The following is an 18849-nucleotide window of genomic DNA, read 5'->3' as shown; positions in this document are numbered from 1 at the left end:
GGCCCCGCACAGGCGCCTCGCGGGTGTGGCGTGGGCCCGGCGAGGGACCTGTGCGGGGCCGTACGGAATGGCCGCGATGCCTAGGCCAGGGTGATCTGGTCGCCCTCCACCTTGATCTGCTTCTCCGGAAGCGGCTGGTCGGCCGGCCCGCCGGCGACCGCGCCGTCCTGGATCTTGAACTTGCTGCCGTGGCACGGGCAGTCGATCGTCCCGTCGGCCACCTTGGCGACCAGACATCCCTTGTGGGTGCAGATCGCGCTGAAGGCCTTGAACTGCCCGGCCGCGGGCTGGACCACCACGATCTTCTGCTCCTTGAAGATCGTGCCGCCGCCCACCGGGATGTCGCCCGTCTTGGCCAGGGCGCCGCCCGCGGACGAGCCGGTGCTCTCGGCGCTCGGCGCGCCGGACCCGCTCGTGGACTGTCCCGGGGACTCGGTGGCGGTGGTCGTGCCGCTCTCACCGCCGCCACAGGCGGTCAGCGCCAGCGAGAGGCCACCCACGCCCACGCCCGCGATCACCGCCCTGCGGCTCTGAAGGTCGTCTGCCATACGTCTCACCTAACCGCACTCAGGTGAGAAAAGCATGAAAGTTGAATCAGACGAGCATGATCTTGTCGCCGTCCACCTTGATCTTCTTCTCGGCGAGCGGCTGGTCGGCGGGCCCGGCGGCCACGGAGCCGTCGTCGATCTTGAACTTGCTGCCGTGGCAGGGACAGTTGATCGTGCCGTTCGAGACGCTGGCCACCGTGCACCCCGCATGGGTGCAGACCGCCGTGAACGCCCTGAACTCCCCGTCCGCCGGCTGCGTGACGACGATCTTCTGGCTCTCGAAGACCTTGCCGCCGCCGGAGGGGATGTCGGAGGTGTCGGCGAGCGCCTTGCCGCCGCCCGACGCGGACTTCTTCTTCGGCGCCGCGGACGACTCCTCGGCCTGCGGCTCGTCGGCCGGAGACTCCTCGGCCGTGGCCTCCTCCGTGACGGGAGGGAGGCTGCCCTGGGTGGCCGGGTCGCCGTAGCTGGCGCAGGCGGTCAGGACCGCGGCCAGCCCGGCGCCGCCGGCTCCCAGCACAACGGCCCTGCGCGTCGTATCCGTCATGGTGCGTTCCTCCAGGTTCGGGTCTCAATCCCAGGTACGCCGGCGCCCGCCGACCGGTTCAGCGTCGCGCGCGCCGATCCGGAGAACCACGCACAATTACCGGTTCGCCCGCCTGTCCCGCCCGGTGTCACACGACGACGACGCCGTCACCCACCACCTTCACCTGGTACGCCGTGAGCGGGGCCGTGGCCGGGCCCTTGAGGCACTTGCCGCTGTCGGCGGCGAACTCGCTGCCGTGGCAGGGGCAGGTCATGACCGAGTCCCGCGGGGAGCCGACGGCGCAGCCGCGATGGGGACAGATGGCGCTGAACGCCTTGAACACGCCCTCGGCGGGCTGGGTCACCATGATCTTCCACTGCTCGACGAAGGTGCCGCCGCCGACCGGCACGTCCGCCGTCTTCGCGAGGACCTGCCCTTTGACGCTCTGGACGGGGGCGGTCTCCTGGCCCCCGGCGCCGCAGCCGGCGACCGCCAGCCCGCACACGGCCGCGCCCGCGATACCGAGGGCCTCGCGCCGCCCGACCCCCCGGGCGTCTCCCGGCCCCTCCTCGATCGCGGGCATGGCGAAGCCCCGCTCCGAACCCCTCATGTACTGCCGACCCTTCCGCGTCGCCGCTGACCCCCTGCAGGTCAGGTCCTCCAGACCGGTCATCACTGTAGGGGCGGTGACCTCCGGTCCGGTCAGCGGGTGGTGCGTGATCGGTCAGCGGGGCGGGCGATGCTGCCGCCATGACCGCTCTCACCGGTTCGCCCGAACCCTCCCCCACCTCATCCCTGTCCCCTCACCCGGCCGCCGCGGAGCCGCCGGCCGCACGGCCGTCGCCGCCCGCACGGCCGGGACCGCCCGGACGGCCGGGACCGCCCGGACGGGCGCGTCCGCGCTGGTGGCGGCGGCCGTGGGTGGCGCCGCTGGCCGTGGTGGCGGTGGCGTTCGTGGCCTTCTCGCTGCCGCCGTACGTCTCGCTCGACCCGGCGCGCTCGCGCGTGCCCGCCCCGGCGTTCTTCCCTCCGCACTACGTGGTGCTGTCGCTGCACGTGGTGTTCGGCTCGGTGGCGATGCTGACGGGCTGCCTGCAGGTCTGGCCGTGGTTCCGCGAGCGTCATCCCCGGGCGCACCGGCTCGTCGGCCGTGTGTACGTGCTCGGCGGCTGCCTGCCGGCCGGGCTGCTGGGCCTGGTGGTCGGCCTGGTCACCCCGTTCGGGCACGTCATCCGGGCCAGCAACGTGCTGCTGGCGCTGCTGTGGCTGGGCTGCACGATCGCCGGATGGCGGGCGGCCCGGCGGCGCGGCTTCGTGGAGCACCGCCGGTGGATGGTGCGCAGCTTCGCCCTCACCATGTCGATCATCACCAACCGCATCCACACGGCGGTGCTCCTCGTGCTCCTGGAGCCGGAGCTGATGACGACGTACCACGGGGACCGGGCGCTGCTCACGCAGACGGCCGCCGGGCTGGGCGGCTGGCTCGGCTGGGTGCTGCCGCTGCTGGCGGCGGAGTGGTGGCTGGAGCGCGGCGACGCCAGGCGGCGGGCCCGCCGCCGCGCCGCCACGCGCACACCCGCCTCGCCGGTCGGCTAGAGCTGGAGGATCTTGCGCAGGAAGCGGCCGGTGTGGCTCTCCTCGACCACGGCGACCTCCTCGGGCGTGCCCGCGGCGACGAGGGTGCCGCCCCGGGAGCCGCCCTCCGGCCCCATGTCGATGATCCAGTCGGCGGTCTTGATGACGTCGAGGTTGTGCTCGATGACGATCACCGTGTTGCCGCCGTCGACCAGCCGGCCGAGGACGCCGAGGAGCCGGCGGATGTCCTCGAAGTGCAGGCCGGTGGTCGGCTCGTCGAGCACGTAGATCGTCCGCCCGGTCTGCCGGCGCTGGAGCTCGGAGGCGAGCTTGACCCGCTGCGCCTCGCCGCCGGACAGCGTGGTGGCGGGCTGGCCGAGCCGGACGTAGCCGAGGCCGACGTCGTGCAGCGTCTGCAGGTGCCGCTTGATCGCCGGGATCGCGTCGAAGAAGGCCAGGGCCTCCTCGATCGGCATGTCGAGGACCTCGGAGATGGTCTTGCCCTTGTAGTGGACCTCCAGCGTCTCCCGGTTGTAGCGGGCGCCGTGGCAGACCTCGCAGGGGACGTAGACGTCGGGCAGGAAGTTCATCTCGATCTTGATGGTGCCGTCGCCCGCGCACGCCTCGCACCGGCCGCCCTTGACGTTGAAGCTGAAGCGGCCCGGCTGGTAGCCGCGGACCTTCGCCTCGGTGGTGGCCGCGAACAGCTTGCGGACGTGGTCGAAGACGCCGGTGTAGGTGGCCGGGTTGGAGCGCGGGGTGCGCCCGATCGGCGACTGGTCGACGTGGACGACCTTGTCGACGTGGTCCATGCCGTTGATGCGGGAGTGGCGGCCGGGCACCGTGCGCGCGCCGTGCAGCTCCTTGGCCAGGGCGGCGTACAGGATGTCGTTGACCAGCGTCGACTTCCCCGACCCGGACACGCCGGTGACGGCGGTGAACAGGCCGAGGGGGAAGTCGATGTCGACGCCCTTGAGGTTGTGCTCGCGCGCGCCCTTGACCGTGATCTGCCGCTTGCGGTCGCGCTTGCGGCGCTTGGCCGGGATGGTGATGCTCCTGCGGCCGGACAGGTACTGGCCGGTCAGCGACTCCTCGCTGGCCAGCAGCTCGGGCACGGTGCCGGAGACGACGACCTGGCCGCCGTGCTCGCCCGCGCCGGGGCCGATGTCGACGACCCAGTCGGCGGCGGCGATGGTGTCCTCGTCGTGCTCGACCACGATCAGGGTGTTCCCCATGTCGCGCAGCCGGATCAGGGTGTCGAGCAGGCGCATGTTGTCGCGCTGATGCAGGCCGATCGACGGCTCGTCCAGGACGTACAGGACGCCGACCAGGCCGGAGCCGATCTGCGTGGCCAGCCGGATGCGCTGCGCCTCGCCGCCCGCCAGGGTGGCGGCGGCGCGGTCCATGGTGAGGTAGTCGAGGCCGACGTCGAGCAGGAAGCCCAGACGGGCGTTGATCTCCTTGACCACCCGCTCGGCGATCTGCATGTCGCGGTCGGACAGCGTGAGCTCCGACAGGAACGCCGCGCACTCGCCGATCGACATGGCCGACACCTCGGCGATCGAGCGGCCGGACACGGTGACGGACAGCGAGACCGGCTTGAGGCGGGTGCCCCGGCAGGCGGGACAGGGGATCTCCCGCATGTAGCCCTCGAACCGCTCGCGCGTCGCGTCGCTCTCGGCCTCGGCGTGCCGGCGCTGCACCCACGGGATGACGCCCTCGTAGGTGGTGTAGTAGGAGCGCTGGCGTCCGTAACGGTTGCTGTAGCGGACGTGGACCTGCTCGTCGTGGCCGGACAGCAGCGCCTTCTGCGCCTTCTTCGGCAGCTTCTCCCAGGCGGTGTCGAGCGTGAAGCCCATGGTGTGGCCGAGCGCCTCGACCAGCCGGACGAAGTACTCGCTGGTGTGGCCGCCGGACCAGGGGTGCAGGGCGCCCTCGCGCAGCGTGCGCTCGGGGTCGGGGACGACCAGCTCGGGGTCGACCTCCATCTTGGTGCCGAGGCCGGTGCACTCGGGGCAGGCGCCGAACGGGGAGTTGAAGGAGAACGAGCGCGGCTCCAGCTCCTCGAACGACAGGTCGTCGTAGGGGCAGTAGAGGTGCTCGGAGTAGAACCGCTCGCGGTTGGGGTCGTCGTCGGGCAGGTCGACGAAGTCGAGGGTGATCGTGCCGCCAGACAGCTGCAGGGCGGTCTCGACGGAGTCGGTGAGCCGGCGCCGCGCCGACTCCTTGACCGACAGGCGGTCGACGATGACCTCGATGTCGTGCTTCTCGTACTTCTTCAGCGTCGGCGGCTCCTCCAGGCGCACCACCGTGCCGTCGACGCGGGCGCGGGCGAAGCCCTTGGTCTGCAGCTCGCGGAACAGCTCGGTGTACTCGCCCTTGCGGCCGCGGATGACGGGGGCGAGCACCTGGAAGCGGGTGCCCTCCTCCAGGTCCATGACCCGGTCGACGATCTGCTGCGGCATCTGCCGGGCGATCGGGCGGGAGCAGACCGGGCAGTGCGGCTTGCCGATGCGCGCCCACAGCAGCCGCAGGTAGTCGTAGACCTCGGTGATGGTGCCGACCGTGGAGCGGGGGTTCTTGCTGGTGGCCTTCTGGTCGATCGACACCGCCGGCGACAGGCCCTCGATGAAGTCGACGTCGGGCTTGTCCATCTGGCCGAGGAACTGGCGGGCGTAGGCCGAGAGGGACTCGACGTAGCGCCGCTGGCCCTCGGCGAAGATCGTGTCGAAGGCGAGGCTCGACTTGCCCGAACCGGACAGGCCGGTGAAGACGATCAGAGAGTCTCGCGGGAGGTCCAGCGAGACGTCTTTGAGGTTGTGTTCGCGCGCACCACGCACGAGGAGGCGGTCTGCCACAGCGATCCCGATGTCAAGAAGGCGGATAGGTCCACGGGGATGGTAGACGGGGGCACCGACAATTTCGGCGGGCCGTATGCCGCCCCCCCGAAAATCCGTCCCTCTCAGAGTACGGCCTGCCCGCTCGCGACAGGAGGCCTTCCCAGGTCGGCCTCCCTCACGGCTGGGGGCCTTCCGGGGACGGCCTCGCTCGCGGCAGGAGACCTTCCCACATCAACGCCATGACCTGCCCTTTTATGCCCGCCGCCGGCCCTCGACCCCGCAGATGCTGAAATATCTGGCATGACGGTTGTTGCGACTTTACGGGCTGAGCTGGCCTCGGCCACCTCGGCTCTCCTCGGCACCGCGGCGGCGCTGCGCGACGACGACCTCGCCGCACCCTCCCGCCTGCCCGGCTGGACCCGCGGCCACGTCCTCACCCACGTGGCCCGCAACGCCGACAGCCTCGTCAACCTCCTGACCTGGGCCAGGACCGGCGTGCGGGTCCCGCAGTACACGAATGGCGCCGCCCGCGACGCGGAGATCGAGGCCGGCGCCCGCCGCCCGGCGGCCGAGCAGCTCGCCGACCTGCGGGAGAGCTCGGCGCGGCTGGACGCGCTCGTCGAGCGGATGCCGCCGGAGGCGTGGGGCTCGCCGGTGGAGGCGTTGCGCCCGCCGCCGCACCCGGCCTGGTACGTCCTGGTCAGGCGGCTGCGCGAGCTCGGCATGCACCACGTGGACCTCGGCGCGGGGTACGGCCCCGCCGACTGGCCGGAGCGGTTCGTCCTGCGGGAGCTGCGCGACTGCCTGCGGTGCTGGCCGTACGGGGAGAGCACGGTGGGCGGCATCCGCCTCCTGGACGTGCCGGACGACGGGACGCTCCCGGCGTTCTGCCGCGATCTCGGCGCGGGGCCGGTCGTGGCGGGCCGTCCGGCGGACATGCTGGCCTGGCTCACCGGCAGATCAGCGGGTGAGGGGGTTAGGGTGGTGCTGGAGGGGCAGTCGTCCGTGCCCGGCCCGGCGGGCCCGGAACTTCCCGCGGCGCCGCCGTGGCTGACCATGCCCGCTCCGGCTGACCTGCCCGCGACGCCCCCGGAGGACTACCCATGACGTACACAGGCGACGTCCAGGTCGGCGGCCCTGCCGACGTGCGCGAGCTGCCGAAGCTGACGATCGGCAAGCTCGCCGTCGGACCGTACGACAACAACGCCTACCTGCTGCGCTGCAACGAGACCGGCGACGGGGTGCTCATCGACGCGGCGGCCGAGGCCGACCGGCTGCTCGCGCTGATCGCCGACCAACCGCTCAGCGCCATCGTCACCACCCACCAGCACGGCGACCACTGGCAGGCCCTGGAGCAGGTGGCCAAGGTGACGGGCGCGCAGACGATCGCCCATCCGCTCGACGCGCCCGCGCTGCCCGTGCCGGTGGACCGCGAGGTCGAGCACGGCGACCGGATCACGGTCGGCGTGGTGACGCTGGAGGTGATCCACCTGCGCGGCCACACGCCCGGCTCGATCGCGCTGCTGTACGACGGCGGCGGCGACGACAAGCACCTGTTCACCGGCGACTCGCTGTTCCCGGGCGGCGTGGGCAACACGTGGAACGACCCCGAGCGCTTCGAGCAGCTCTACGCCGACGTGGTGGAGCGGATCTTCGACCGGCTGCCCGACGAGACGTGGATCTACCCGGGCCACGGCAAGGACACGACGCTGGGCGCCGAGCGTCCGTCGCTGCCGGAATGGAAAGCCCGCGGGTGGTGACCCGCGGGCGGTGGATCGGCGCCGGTCAGCGGCCGGTCAGCACCCGGGCGATGCGGTGCGCCGCCAGACCCGGGTCGTCGGCCAGCCCGACGATCTCGCCCCACGACCACCGGTAGAACCAGCCGTCCGACAACGGCACGCAGTCGACGGTCTCGGCCAGCAGCGCCGTGTCGGGGTCGCTGACCCGCAGCGCCGGAGGGTGGGCGCGCAGCGTGACGGCCAGGCCGCGCGCCTCCAGCTCCTGGGCCAGCTTGCCGAGGAAGTACGTACGGGTGTGCTCGCGTGGAGTGTCCGGCATGGGCGGCTCCATCCGTCGGGTGCCCGGACGTGCGGTGGGCGTCAGTCGCCGACGCGCTCGGCTTCCTTGCGCTGCTCCCGCTTGTAGAACAGCACCCGCAGCGGGATCGCCGCGACGAGCGCGATCTGCATCGAGGCGCCGATCTTGATCGGCAGGTCGCCGCCCTCGGGCCAAGCGACCCAGAAGGCCAGGAAGGCCACGTTGACCATGATCCAGCCGAGGACGACGGCGGCGAGCTGCCCCTTCGGCTTGGGGTACTCGATGCGGCTGACCATCAGCCAGGCCACGCCCAGCACCCCGAGCAGGGCGGGGATGCTCGGCTCGAACAGCAGCACGATCGAGATCACCGTCATGGCGCCCATGGGGATGGGCAGGCCCATGAAGTCGCCGCTCTTGGTCTTCACGCAGGCGAATCTCGCCAGCCGTACGACGCCGGCGAGCAGCACCGCGCCCGCGGCCACCAGCACGGCGGGGAACGGGATGTTCGGCGTGAAGCCGCCCCAGATGACGATCATGAACGCGGGCGCGAACCCGAAGCTGATCACGTCGGCGAGGTTGTCCAGCTCGGCGCCCATCGCCGAGGCGCGGAAACGCCGGGCGACGAGACCGTCGAACAGGTCGCAGGTGGCGCCGATGAGCAGCAGCACCACCGCGGTCGCGAAGTAGCTGGGAGCGGGCCTGAACCCGTCGCCCTCCTGCAGCGAGCGGATCGCCGAGGAGGCGAGGACGCAGACCGCGAGGAAGCCGCAGAGCGCGTTGCCCAGGGAGAGCGAGTCGGCCGCGGAGAGCCGGAACGCCTTGCCGACCGGCCCGCGGGGCTGCTCCTCCTCTTCGGCCTGCCAGCTTCCGGCGTCAGCCGTGGTCAATTCTGGTCACCCCCGCAACCGTCTTCTCCCCCACCGACACGGCGGGAGAGATCCCTTCGGGAAGGTAGATGTCCACCCGGGAGCCGAACCGGATGAGGCCGATGCGCTCGGCCTGCTCGACCTTGGCCCCCGCGCTCAGGTACGGCACGATCCTGCGCGCCACCGCGCCCGCGATCTGCACCATCTCGATGTCGCCGAGCGCGGTCTCGAAATGCCACACCACGCGCTCGTTCTGGTCGCTGTCCTTGTTGAAAGCCGGCAGGAACCCACCCGCCACATGCTGCACGGACGTGACATTTCCCGCAAGAGGCGCCCGGTTGACGTGGACGTTCAGCGGGCTCATGAAGATCGCGACACGGGTGCGGCCGTCCGGCCACGGGTCGATGCTCTGCACCACGCCGTCGGCGGGAGACAGGATGCGGCCGAACCCGGGAACCCGTTCGGGGTCGCGGAAGAACCAGAGCATGCCCCCGGTCAGAGCGCTCAGCGGCACCGCCGCGAGCGCCCATCGGCGGTCCCTGCGCGCGAGCAGCGCGGTCGCGGCGGCGGAGGCCACGGTCGGGAGGAGCCACGGGGACACCCCGCGTGCGAGCCGGATCCGGCTCGTCTTGGCAGAATCGTCTGACACGGACAACCTTTGGTGAATGACTGGACTGGGCGCTTTGCCGTGATGTTACAGAGTCAGCAACTATTACACGGCGCGACTACACAAGCAAAGCGCCTCGAAAGCCATTTAGCTAGCCCCGGTAGGACTGCTTTCCTCGCTACGGCGGCTGTCGACACGGGCCTTGATCAGGGAGGCCACGGTGGTGATGACCATGGTGCCGCCGATGACCGTGAGGGACAGCCAGATGGGGATCTCGGGCGCCCAGGAGACCCCGCTGGCGTGCAGGGCTTCCAATACCAGCTTAACCCCGATGAACCCGAGGATGAACGCCAAACCGTAACTGATGTAAACAAGCCGCTGCAGCAGACCACCCAGCAGGAAGTACAGCTGACGCAGTCCCATCAGGGCGAACGCGTTGGCGGTGAAGACGATGAACGGGTCGGTGGTGAGCCCGAAAATCGCCGGAATCGAGTCGAGCGCGAACAGCAGATCGGTGGAGCCGATCGCGACCATCACGATGAGCATCGGGGTGACCATGCGCCGGCCGTCGATCTTGGCGGTGATCTTGGAGCCGACGTAGCCCTCCGTCGTGGGGAACGCCCGGCGCACCCACCGCAGCAGGAGGTTCTCGTTGAAGTCCTCGTCCTCGTCCTTGAGGTGGTCGCGCACGATGGTGAAGGCGGTGTAGAGGAGGAACGCCCCGAACACGTAGAACAGCCAGCTGAACCGCTGCAGGGCGGCGGCGCCGAGCGCGATGAACATGCCGCGCATGACCAGCGCCAGCACGATGCCGACGAGCAGCACCTTGTGCTGGTAGGCGCGGGGCACCGCGAACCTGCTCATGATGATGAAGAAGATGAACAGGTTGTCGACGCTCAGGCTGTACTCGGTGATGTATCCGGCGAAGAACTCACCCGCTTTGTCGGGCCCCATCGTGGCCCACAGCAGACCGCCGAACAGCACCGCCAGAGCGACGTAGAACGTGACCCAGTAGCCTGCCTGGCGCATCGAGAACTCGCGCGCCTCGCCACGGTCGACGATCCACAGGTCCACTGCCAGGACCACGAGAAGACCGCCGATGACGGCGATATAGGCCCACACGGGTACGGTCACGTCTTTCCTCCGGCATGCAGAACTGACTGCCGGAGGTCTCTCCCGCCCGCCTCGATCAGCGGACCGGCAGCCCCGGGGGCCCCGTGGAGCGGGGCTGCACCGTGATGACGAGGCTGCCGCGAAGGGATACTCCCCTCCCTAACGCACGCAGTATATGAGAACGCGTAAGGTCCGCCTAATCATCCCCCGCTGTAGCGGCCCGGTATACGGACAGAACACTGTCCACGGCGTCATCCTCGCCCGGCAGCTCGGCGCCGCGCCGCGCGGCCGCCCGCGCCGCCTCCTCAGGGTCTTCCACCAGTTCGCGTACGGCGGCGCGCATCGCGGCGGCGTCGCCGTACGGGACCAGCCTGCCCGCCCCGCCCAGCAGGTCGGGCACGCCGCCGACGGCGGTGGCGACCACGGGGCGGCCGACCATCAGGGTCTCGCTGAGGCTGAGCGGCTGGCCCTCCCAGCGGCTCGGCCAGACGACGACGGTGGCCGCGGCCAGCAGGTCGGGCACGTCGTCGCGCCACCCGAGCAGCCGCACGGGCAGCCGCTCGGCGTCGATCCTGGCCTGCAACGCACCCCTCAGGGGCCCGTCACCCGCGATGAGGAACAACGGACCCGCCCCCGCACCGCGCTCCTCGCGACCTTGGCCCTCACCACCTCGGGCCTCGCCACCGCGGCCCTCAGTACCGGCGCCTTCACCACTGGTGTCCTTGCCGCCGGGGCCTCCGCCGGATTCTGCAGGTGGCCAAGGGCCGCGGGCGACGTCGAGGAGGGTTTCCAGGCCCTTCTGCTGGGCGAGCCTGGCGAGAGTCAGCACGATGGGCCGGCGCCCTGCGCCCAGTTCGGCGCGCACCTCCTCGGGCGCCCTCTTGGCCGGCCTCGGCACCGGGGCGGGCACCACTGCGGGCCGTACGTCGCGGGCCCCGAGCGCGCGCATCCGCTCGCCCAGGTCCGGTGAGACGACGAGCACGTGGTCGGCGCGACGGGCCACGACACGTTCGAGCGCCCCGTAGACCGCCCCGACGAACCCTCCGGCGGTGAGCGCGTTGTGCAGCGTCACGACGAGCACCGGCCGCCCCCGCCCAGCCCGAGCGGCAGCCGCAGCCCCGGCCCCGGAGCCTGACCCAGAACGGGAGCCGAAGCCGGACCCGAATTCGGAGCCGGACCCGGACCCGGGCCCGGGCCCGGGCTGGGACCCGGGCTGGGACCTGGAGCCGAACTCGGACTCAGAGCCGAGCCCGGGCTGGGGCCCGGAACCGGACTCGGGTTCGGAGCCGGACTCGGACTCAGAGCCGGACTCGGACTCGGAGCCGAGCTCGGGCTGGGACCCGGAGCCGGACTCGGGCTCGGAGCCGGACCCCAGCCTGCGCCCCATCGCCTGCCCCGACGTCCCCGGCGCGCCGCCTCCCCCGGTCAGGAGCGCGGCGCGGCCGGGAAGGGCGAGCGCGGCGAGGGCGCCGACGCGCAGGCCATGCGCGTGCACCACGTCGGCGCCCCTGGTCAGTCGCCGGAGAACCAGCACCGAGCGCGCGTCGTGGAGCGGATGCGGCCGATCCGAGACCCGGATCGGGACGAACCGGGCGCCCACCTCTGTGAAGGCGAAGCTCTCCTCGACGCTCGGCGGCCCCGCCACCAGGACCCGGTGCCCGCGCCGCACCAGCCCGGCGGCCAACATGCGAACATGCCTGCCGGTGCCGCCGGACGTGGTGCCCAGCACGAATGCCACCCGCACCGCCACTCCTCCCTTACCTGCCGCTTCTCACCGACGCTCCCCCAGCAGCCATCTCCCGGGCGGGCGCCTTTACAAAGTAGATTTTCAGGGCGCCTCAGCCACGTCTCGCCCGTACGAGCGTCCCCGCCACCGCCGTGGCGTCGGCCCGGTCCACCAGCGCCACCACGAGCCCGCCCGCGGCCAGCGCCGCGACCGCCCCGGCCAGCACCGCCCCGATCTGCCCCCAGAAGCTCTCGGCGCCGAGCACCGCCACGACCCCGGCCCCGGCGAGGTAACCGGCCAGGCCGCCCGCGACCGCCGCCGCCCCGGCGCGCCCCAGGCCGGCCGCGGCGCCGCGTCCCCGCACGCGTACGACCGACACCAGCAGCAGCACACCCCCCGCCGTCATGCCCACGCTCATGCCCAGCGCCATCCCGGCGATCCGCCAGCCGTCGGGGAACGTCAGCGCGAACACCGTCTGCGCGACCATCACCACCAGCCACCCGGCGACCGTGCCCGTGGCCGCGGCCCGGCCGCGCCCCGCCGCGTACAGGACGCGGCTGAGGTGGGCGATGAGCCCGTAGCCGACCAAGCCGGGCGCGAACAGCGCGATCGTGCGCGCCAGCTCGTCGGGCCGCACCTCGCTCTTGGTCCACAGGAACACCGCCGCGCCCGGCTCCGAGGTGGCCGCCAGGACGCCGGCGGCCAGCCCGGACACGATCACCACCGCGCGCGTCGCTCCGGCCGCCAGGTCGGCGAACGCCTGCGTCTCGCCCGCCTCGGCACGCGCCGACAGCCGGGGGAAGGCGCTGGTGGCGATGGGCACGGCCAGCACCGCGTACGGCACGAGGTAGATCGCCCACGCGTAGTTGTAGACCGCGATCGCGCCGGTGCCGACGGCCTTGTTGGCCAGCAGCAGCACGACGACCATGGCGGCCTGCTGGGCGAGCAGCGCGGCCACCCCGGCCAGGGCCAGCCGCCGCACCTGTACGGCCACGCCCGGCGGGAAGCGCAGCGAGGGCCGCCAGCGCAGCCCGAGCCCGGCGATCGGGCCCACCACGGTGAGCACGAGGGCGAGCACGCCGAGGCTCGTGCCCACCGACAAGGCCAGCTCGGCCGGGCCCGGCAGCGCGGACAGGCCGGCCCGCGCGTCGCCGCTCTCGGCCCAGCCGCCGCTGAGCGGGACGAACAGCAGGTAGGCGACGATGACCACGATGCTCGACACCAGGGGCGCCAGCGCGGGCCCGGCGAACCGCTTGTGCGCCTGCAACACGCCGTAGAGCACGACCGCGACCCCGTACAGCGGGATCTGGGGCGCGAAGACGACGAGCATGCGCGCGGCCACGGCCTGGATGTCGGCGAGGTCGCAGCCCTTCACCTGGGCGCCGAAGAACACCTCGACGAGCGGACCGGCCAGCAGCGCGGTGAGCGCGCCCAGCGGGACGAGCACGAGCAGCACCCAGGTGAGCAGGGCGGAGCTGATCGCCTCCACCCGCGCGCGCCCGGCGCCGTCGTCCTGGGAGGTGGCCGTTCCCGCCAGGACGGGCACGACCATGCCGGCCAGCGCGCCGCCGACGACGACCTCGAAGATGATGTTGGGGATCTGGTTGGCCGTGAAGTAGGCACTGGCCAGGCAGTTGGTGCCGACGGTGCGGGCGAAGGCGTACTGCTTGGCGAAGCCGGCCACGCGGGCGAGGATCGTGATCGCGCCGATGAGCATGGCGCCCCCGGCGACGCCCCGCGCCAGCCGCGCGGTCACGACGCGCCCCTCGCGAGATCCAAGGTCGGCCGCGCCGTCACGACACGCCCCTCGCGACGTCCAAGGCAAGAGCGCGCCGTCACGACACACCCTTCGCGACCTCCAAGGCAAGAGCGCGCCGTCACGACACACCCTTCGCGACCTCCAAGGCAAGGGCGCGCCGTCACCACGCGCCCCCGGCACGCGGCCGGACGTGAAGGCACGCGCGGCACGTTCAGCTCACGGGACCGCCGCGAAGCCGCGCCCGCGCGCATCACCAGACCCCCGATCACGCTGACATCCTGGCAGGCCGCACCGACACTCCCGCCATCTGGGACCCCGGCTCGACCGGCGGCACGTCGGTCACACACCATGAGTCACACAGCATCAGTCACACGGCGTCGGTCACGCGGGGTCGACCGGACGGCGGCCCAGCATGTCGATGCGGTTGAGCACCGGGTTGCCCGCGATGACCTTGGTGAAGCTGATCTTCTCGGAGGCCGCCGTCAGCGCGGCCACGGTGCCGAGCACCACCAGCCGGCCCGGCCGCTCCAGCGTGGTGACCGCCGCGAGGCCGGCCAGGGCGCCGAGGGCGTTGGCGCCCGCGTCGCCGAGCATGGCCCGCTCGCCGAGGTCGTCGGGCAGCAGCGCGGCGGCGGCGCCGAGCGGCACGGCGGCCAGCGCGGCCCCCACCGGCCGCCCGCGCAGCAGGGCGGCGGCCAGCAGCGGGCCGCCGGTGAGCAGGCCCACCTTGATGGCCCGGCCGGGCCGCAGGTCGAAGAGGTTGGCGAGGTTGGCCGATCCGGCGATGAGCGCGCCGTTGACGAGCGTGTCGGCGGGGCCGCGGGAGACGAGCGCGGCGGCGCCGAGCCCGGTCGCGCCGATGCCGAGGATCTTGACGGCCCCGCTGGTGACCTCGCCGCGGGCGAGCGCGCTCAGGTGGCCCTTGAAGCCCTTGGAGGAGGTGGTGCCGTACAGGTCGTCGTAGGCGCCGAGCGCTCCGCTGCCGCCTCCGGCCAGCAGCGCCGCGATGCGGGCGCGCGCGGGCAGGCCAGGCGCGAGCGCGGTGGCCGCGGCGGCTCCGGCGACGAACGCGGGGCCTTCGAGCAGGGTGATGGGCTCGCCGCGGTGGTTCTTGCGGGTCCAGCGGTCGCCCGGGTCCTGGGGCCTGTTCCGGGTGAGAAGAGTGTAGGCGGCGCGGGCGGCGACGACGCCGAGGGCGGCGCCGGCGAGCGCGTGGAGCAGGCCACGGGCCATGTCAGCTCCCTGAGGAGGTGGGGGTGGTGGTGGGGTTGGGCACGGCGGGCATGGGCGCGGTCGCGTTGGCGCCGACGCCGTACTGGCCGGCCCGCCCGTTGAGCTGCTCCCGCAGAGCGTAGACGATCGCGGTGCGGCCCGCGGGCATGTCGACGGTGTCGACGGTGGAGACGCGCTTGGTCACGTCGCTCTCGTCGCGCGCGGCGGTGATGAGGCCGCCGGCCGAGGCGGCGTTGACGCTGCCGGCGATGACGGTGCCCTTGCCGGCGGCGTCGAGGCCGCGGGCGAGGGACAGCAGGGCGGCGGCCTGCGGCTCGGCGTTCTCGCCGTCGAGGGGGCGTTCGGGCGCGAACATGACGACGAGCGTGGACCGCTTGGCCGGCTCGTCGTCGACGGTGAGCAGGCCGCCCGCCTCGAACCCGCCGAGCACGGCCGCGGTGGCGGGGTTGGCGGTGCCGGCCTGCGCCTGGTCGGTGGTCATGAGGGTGGCCGCGAGCAGCGCGGCGGCCTTGTCGTAGGCGTTGGTGGAGGGGGCCAGGGCCATGTCGTCCGGCTTGAGCTGGGTGACGAGCCCGTCGATCACGCCCTGGTTCTTGGCGTCGAGGAACTTCTCGTTGAGCGTGACCCGGCCGGTGATGGCGGCGCCCGCCTGGAGGAGCACCTGCTGCTGCGCCTCGCGGTAGGTGCTGCTGGCGCCGGGCGCCTCGACGAGCAGCACCCGCTCGCCGTTCAGCTCGCCGGCGACCAGCCGCGGGGTGAACGCCGAGACGAACGCGTCGTCGGCGGCCTCCCTGACGCGGCGGGCGTCGAGCTCGGAGCGCAGGTCGTTGTTGGTCTTGGCCATGAGGTCGCTGGTCTTCTTGGCGGTCTCGATCGCGGGCGACTGCAGCAGCGTGGTGCCCATGACGATGCCCACGGCCAGCGCCAGGAAGATGGCGACGATGGAGACGAGGTGATAGCGGAAATCGATCACGAGAAGAGTCCGACCAGCCAGAAGATGAACGCGTTCCACGCGTCTTGCAGACCGTTCAGCCAGGTCTGGCCGATCGGCGAGATGAACAGCGCGACCCCCATCGTGATCAGCGCGGTGATCACGAGCAGGAGCAGCTGCGGGGTGGAGATGCGGCTGCGGTACAGCCGGCTGACGCCCTTGGCGTCGATGAGCTTGCTGCCGATGCGCAGCCGGGTGAGGAAGGTGCTGGCCATGCCCGAGCGGCCCTTGTCGAGGAACTCCTCCAGGGTGCCGTGGGTGCCGACGGCGACGATGAGCTCGGCGCCCTTGTCGTCGGCCAGCAGCATCGCGATGTCCTCGCTGGTGCCCGTGGCGGGGAAGATGACGGCTTCGCGGCCGAGCTGGTGGACGCGTTCGAGGCCGGGGGCGCGCCCGTCGCGGTAGGCGTGCACGACCAGCTCCGCGCCGCAGCTCAGCGCCTTGGTGGAGACCGAGTCGAAGTCGCCGACGATGACGTCGGGCAGGTAGCCGGCCTCCAGCAGCGCGTCGGCCCCGCCGTCGACGCCGATGAGGACGGGGCGGTACTCGCGGATGTAGGGGCGGAGGGTGGCGATGTCCTCCTTGTAGTGGTAGCCGCGCACCACGATGAGGACGTGCCGGCCCTCCATCGGGGTGCGGATCTCGGGCACCCCGACGCCGTCGATGAGCAGCTTGCCCTCGCCGCGGACGTATTCCATCGTGTTGACGGCGAACGCCTCGATCTGCACCGCGAGCCCGGCGCGGGCCTCGGCCATGGCGGCCTCGACGGCCTCGGCCGTCTGCTCCTCGCCCTTGCCGACCACCTCGTCGTCGAGGTGGACGACGCCCTCGTGGACGCGGACGACGTCGCCGTCCTTGATCCGTTCGAACAGCTCGGGCGTGGCGTTGTCGATGAAGGGCACCCCGGCCTCCAGCAGAATCTGGGGCCCCAGGTTGGGATAGCGGCCGGAGATGCCGGCCGCGACGTTGACCACGGCCGCGACACCGCATGCCACGAGCGCCTCCGCGCTGACCCGGTCGACGTCGACGTGATCGATGATCGCGATCTCACCGGGCTGGAGGCGCTTGGTCAGCCTCTTCGTCCGCCGATCGATTCTCGCCACTGCCGTGACACCGGGAAGGTCCTCGACCTTCCTGACGCGGAGGCCCGGCATCCTGCTTCCCGGAACCTTCATCAAGAACATCCTGCCAGAGGGAAACAGCTGAACGGCCCATCATCACGATGCGTGTCCGCTTTGTCACAGCAGGTCGTCACAGGTCGGGGCTCCAGGTCATCGCTCCGCGGCGGCCAGCTCCAGGAGCTCCTCGGCGTGCGCCCGGCCCAGCTCGGAGTCCTCCAGTCCGGCCAGCATCCGCGACAGCTCGCGCACGCGGCCCTCGTGGTCGAGCGTGACGACGCCGCTGCGCACGACGCTGCCGTCACTGGCCTTCTCCACCACCAGGTGCTGGTCGGCGAACGCGGCCACCTGCGGCAGGTGGGTGACCACGATCACCTGCGCGGTGCGCGCCAGCCGGGCCAGCCGGCGGCCGATCTCGACCGCGGCCTTGCCGCCCACCCCGGCGTCGACCTCGTCGAACACGAACGTCGGCACGGGGTCGGCGCCCGCGAAGACCACCTCGATGGCCAGCATGACCCGGCTCAGCTCGCCGCCGGAGGCGCCCTTGGTGAGCGGGAGCGGCGGAGCGGCGGGATGGGCGGCCATGCGCAGCTCGACCTCGTCGACGCCCTCCGGCCCGAACTCGGCGGCCCGCGTGAGCTGCACCACGACCCTGGCGTGCGGCATCGCGAGCGCGGCCAGCTCCTCGGTGACGGCGTGGCCGAAGCGCTCGGCCGCGACCTCGCGCACGCGGGTGAGCTCGGCCGCCAGCTCGGTGAGCCGGGCCGTCAGCTCCTCGTGCTCGCGCGTGAGCTCCTCGATGCGCTCGTCGTCGCCCTCCAGCTCGGTCAGGCGGGCCGCCGAGCTCCGCGCCCACTCCAGGACGCCCGTGACGTCCTCGCCGTACTTGCGGACCAGACCGGACAGCAGCGCCCGGCGTTCCTGCACGACGGCGAGCCGGGCCGGGTCGGCCTCGATCGACTCGGCGTAGGCGGCCAGGTCGGTGGCCACGTCGGAGACGAGGTAGCCGGCCTCGGCCAGCCGGTCGGCCATGCCGGCCAGCTCCGCGTCGAAGTCGCGGACCGCGTCGATGGCCGCGCGGGCCTCGCCGAGCAGGGAGATCACGTCGCGCGCGCCGTCGATCGCCTGCATGGGGTCGCCGAGCAGGGCGGCGTGGGCGCCGGTCGCCGCCCCGCGCAGCGCGTCGGCGTGCGAGAGCCGCTCCTCCTCGCCGCGCAGCTCGACGTCCTCGCCCGGCTTGGGGTCGACCTTCTCGATCTCCTCCAGGCCGAACCTCAGCAGGTCGGCCTCCTGCGCCCGCTCACGGGCCCGGGTGGTCAGCTCGTCGAGCAGCGCCGCGACCTGCTTGTGCCGTTTGTACGCCTGGGTGTAGGCGCGCAGCGGCTTGACCAGGTCGTTGCCGGCGTAGCGGTCGAGCGCGGCGCGCTGGCGGGCGGGCTGCAGGAGGCGCTGCTGGTCCATCTGCCCGTGCACGGCGACCAGGTCGTCGGCCAGGTACGTCAGGGTGCCAACCGGCACGCCCCGCCCGCCCAGCCAGGCGCGTGAGCGCCCCTCGGCCGAGACCGTGCGGGAGATGATGAGCTCGCCGTCCTCGACGTCGCCGCCGATGTCCTCCACCTGCTGGGCGACCCGGCCGCCGGGCTCGATGACGAGCGTGCCCTCGACACCGGCGCGCTCGGCCCCCGGCCGGATGCGCGACGGGTCGGCCCGGCCGCCGAACAGCAGGCCGAGCCCGGTGACGACCATCGTCTTGCCGGCCCCGGTCTCGCCGGTGACCACGTTGAACCCCGGCGAAAGCTCGAGCACGGCCTCATCGATGACGCCGAGTCCCTGGATGCGGACCTCCTCGACCCTAGGTCGCACTGCCCACTCCCGTCGCTCCTGAATCCGAACACCAGTGCGCATGTGAT

At 72.2% G+C, this 18849-nt stretch carries 17 protein-coding genes; 3 read left to right on the top strand and 14 right to left on the bottom strand.

From position 1 onward, the window contains the following. Positions 1-80: 80 nt before the first annotated feature. The 3 genes from HD595_RS34640 to HD595_RS34630 form a co-directional block, all read right to left on the bottom strand. A complete protein-coding gene (locus tag HD595_RS34640) occupies positions 81-548 on the bottom strand; it encodes a Rieske (2Fe-2S) protein (protein ID WP_253776509.1) in 468 nt (155 codons plus the stop codon). 46 nt (positions 549-594) lie between these two features. Further along, the gene (locus tag HD595_RS34635) at positions 595-1095 is read right to left on the bottom strand and encodes a Rieske (2Fe-2S) protein (protein WP_253776507.1); all 501 of its coding nucleotides are present in this window, start codon (positions 1093-1095) and stop codon (positions 595-597) included. 127 nt (positions 1096-1222) lie between these two features. Then, positions 1223-1684 (bottom strand): Rieske (2Fe-2S) protein, encoded by a 462-nt coding sequence (locus HD595_RS34630; protein WP_253776505.1) that lies wholly within the window; start codon positions 1682-1684, stop codon positions 1223-1225. Positions 1685-1824: 140 nt separating this feature from the next. Between HD595_RS34630 and HD595_RS34625 the strand changes: the two genes are divergently transcribed. Next, complete coding sequence (locus HD595_RS34625) at positions 1825-2670, top strand: DUF2306 domain-containing protein (protein ID WP_253776503.1); 846 nt, start codon at positions 1825-1827, stop codon at positions 2668-2670. Here the strand turns inward: HD595_RS34625 and uvrA are convergent. Then, positions 2667-5507 (bottom strand): excinuclease ABC subunit UvrA, encoded by a 2841-nt coding sequence (gene uvrA, locus HD595_RS34620; protein WP_253776501.1) that lies wholly within the window; start codon positions 5505-5507, stop codon positions 2667-2669. The two genes, HD595_RS34625 and uvrA, sit on opposite strands and share 4 nt — an antisense overlap. A 282-nt stretch (positions 5508-5789) precedes the next feature. Between uvrA and HD595_RS34615 the strand changes: the two genes are divergently transcribed. Both HD595_RS34615 and HD595_RS34610 read left to right on the top strand, forming a co-directional pair. Then, complete coding sequence (locus HD595_RS34615) at positions 5790-6596, top strand: maleylpyruvate isomerase family mycothiol-dependent enzyme (protein WP_253776499.1); 807 nt, start codon at positions 5790-5792, stop codon at positions 6594-6596. Further along, positions 6593-7249: an MBL fold metallo-hydrolase gene (locus HD595_RS34610; protein ID WP_253776497.1), complete on the top strand. Its 657-nt coding sequence runs from the start codon at positions 6593-6595 to the stop codon at positions 7247-7249. The genes HD595_RS34615 and HD595_RS34610 overlap by 4 nt, the downstream gene beginning before the upstream one ends. Positions 7250-7274: 25 nt before the next feature. Here the strand turns inward: HD595_RS34610 and HD595_RS34605 are convergent, their stop codons facing one another. The 10 genes from HD595_RS34605 to recN all read right to left on the bottom strand — a co-directional run bounded on the left by HD595_RS34605 (position 7275) and on the right by recN (position 18844). Next, positions 7275-7547: a hypothetical protein gene (locus tag HD595_RS34605; RefSeq protein ID WP_175589648.1), complete on the bottom strand. Its 273-nt coding sequence runs from the start codon at positions 7545-7547 to the stop codon at positions 7275-7277. A gap of 41 nt (positions 7548-7588) precedes the next feature. Next, the gene (pssA, locus tag HD595_RS34600) at positions 7589-8413 is read right to left on the bottom strand and encodes a CDP-diacylglycerol--serine O-phosphatidyltransferase (RefSeq protein WP_253776495.1); all 825 of its coding nucleotides are present in this window, start codon (positions 8411-8413) and stop codon (positions 7589-7591) included. Then, complete coding sequence (locus HD595_RS34595) at positions 8400-9041, bottom strand: phosphatidylserine decarboxylase (protein ID WP_175589650.1); 642 nt, start codon at positions 9039-9041, stop codon at positions 8400-8402. The genes pssA and HD595_RS34595 overlap by 14 nt, the downstream gene beginning before the upstream one ends. 105 nt (positions 9042-9146) lie before the next feature. After that, on the bottom strand, positions 9147-10133 hold the full coding sequence (locus HD595_RS34590; protein ID WP_253776493.1) for a TerC family protein: 987 nt from the start codon (positions 10131-10133) through the stop codon (positions 9147-9149). Between the two features lie 175 nt (positions 10134-10308). Beyond that, a complete protein-coding gene (locus HD595_RS34585; RefSeq protein WP_253776491.1) occupies positions 10309-11856 on the bottom strand; it encodes a glycosyltransferase in 1548 nt (515 codons plus the stop codon). Between the two features lie 94 nt (positions 11857-11950). After that, positions 11951-13594 carry a murein biosynthesis integral membrane protein MurJ gene (murJ, locus tag HD595_RS34580; protein ID WP_253776489.1) on the bottom strand — a complete coding sequence of 548 codons (1644 nt, stop codon included), beginning with the start codon at positions 13592-13594 and terminating at the stop codon, positions 11951-11953. Positions 13595-13978: 384 nt separating this feature from the next. Next, complete coding sequence (locus HD595_RS34575) at positions 13979-14830, bottom strand: hypothetical protein (protein WP_253776481.1); 852 nt, start codon at positions 14828-14830, stop codon at positions 13979-13981. A gap of 1 nt (position 14831) precedes the next feature. Continuing rightward, positions 14832-15803 carry a copper transporter gene (locus HD595_RS34570; RefSeq protein ID WP_253776479.1) on the bottom strand — a complete coding sequence of 324 codons (972 nt, stop codon included), beginning with the start codon at positions 15801-15803 and terminating at the stop codon, positions 14832-14834. Continuing rightward, positions 15800-16996, bottom strand: a complete 1197-nt coding sequence (steA, locus tag HD595_RS34565) for a putative cytokinetic ring protein SteA (protein WP_253776477.1) — start codon at positions 16994-16996, stop codon at positions 15800-15802. Before steA ends, HD595_RS34570 begins: the two co-directional genes overlap by 4 nt. Before the next feature lie 96 nt (positions 16997-17092). Then, the gene (gene recN / locus HD595_RS34560; protein WP_253776475.1) at positions 17093-18844 is read right to left on the bottom strand and encodes a DNA repair protein RecN; all 1752 of its coding nucleotides are present in this window, start codon (positions 18842-18844) and stop codon (positions 17093-17095) included. Positions 18845-18849: the final 5 nt, after the last annotated feature.

The organism is Nonomuraea roseoviolacea subsp. carminata (genome assembly GCF_024172185.1).
In the GTDB taxonomy this organism is placed as follows: domain Bacteria; phylum Actinomycetota; class Actinomycetes; order Streptosporangiales; family Streptosporangiaceae; genus Nonomuraea; species Nonomuraea roseoviolacea.
The sequence above is the reverse complement of the archived record's forward strand: the minus strand, read 5'-3'. Positions and strand labels throughout refer to the sequence as shown.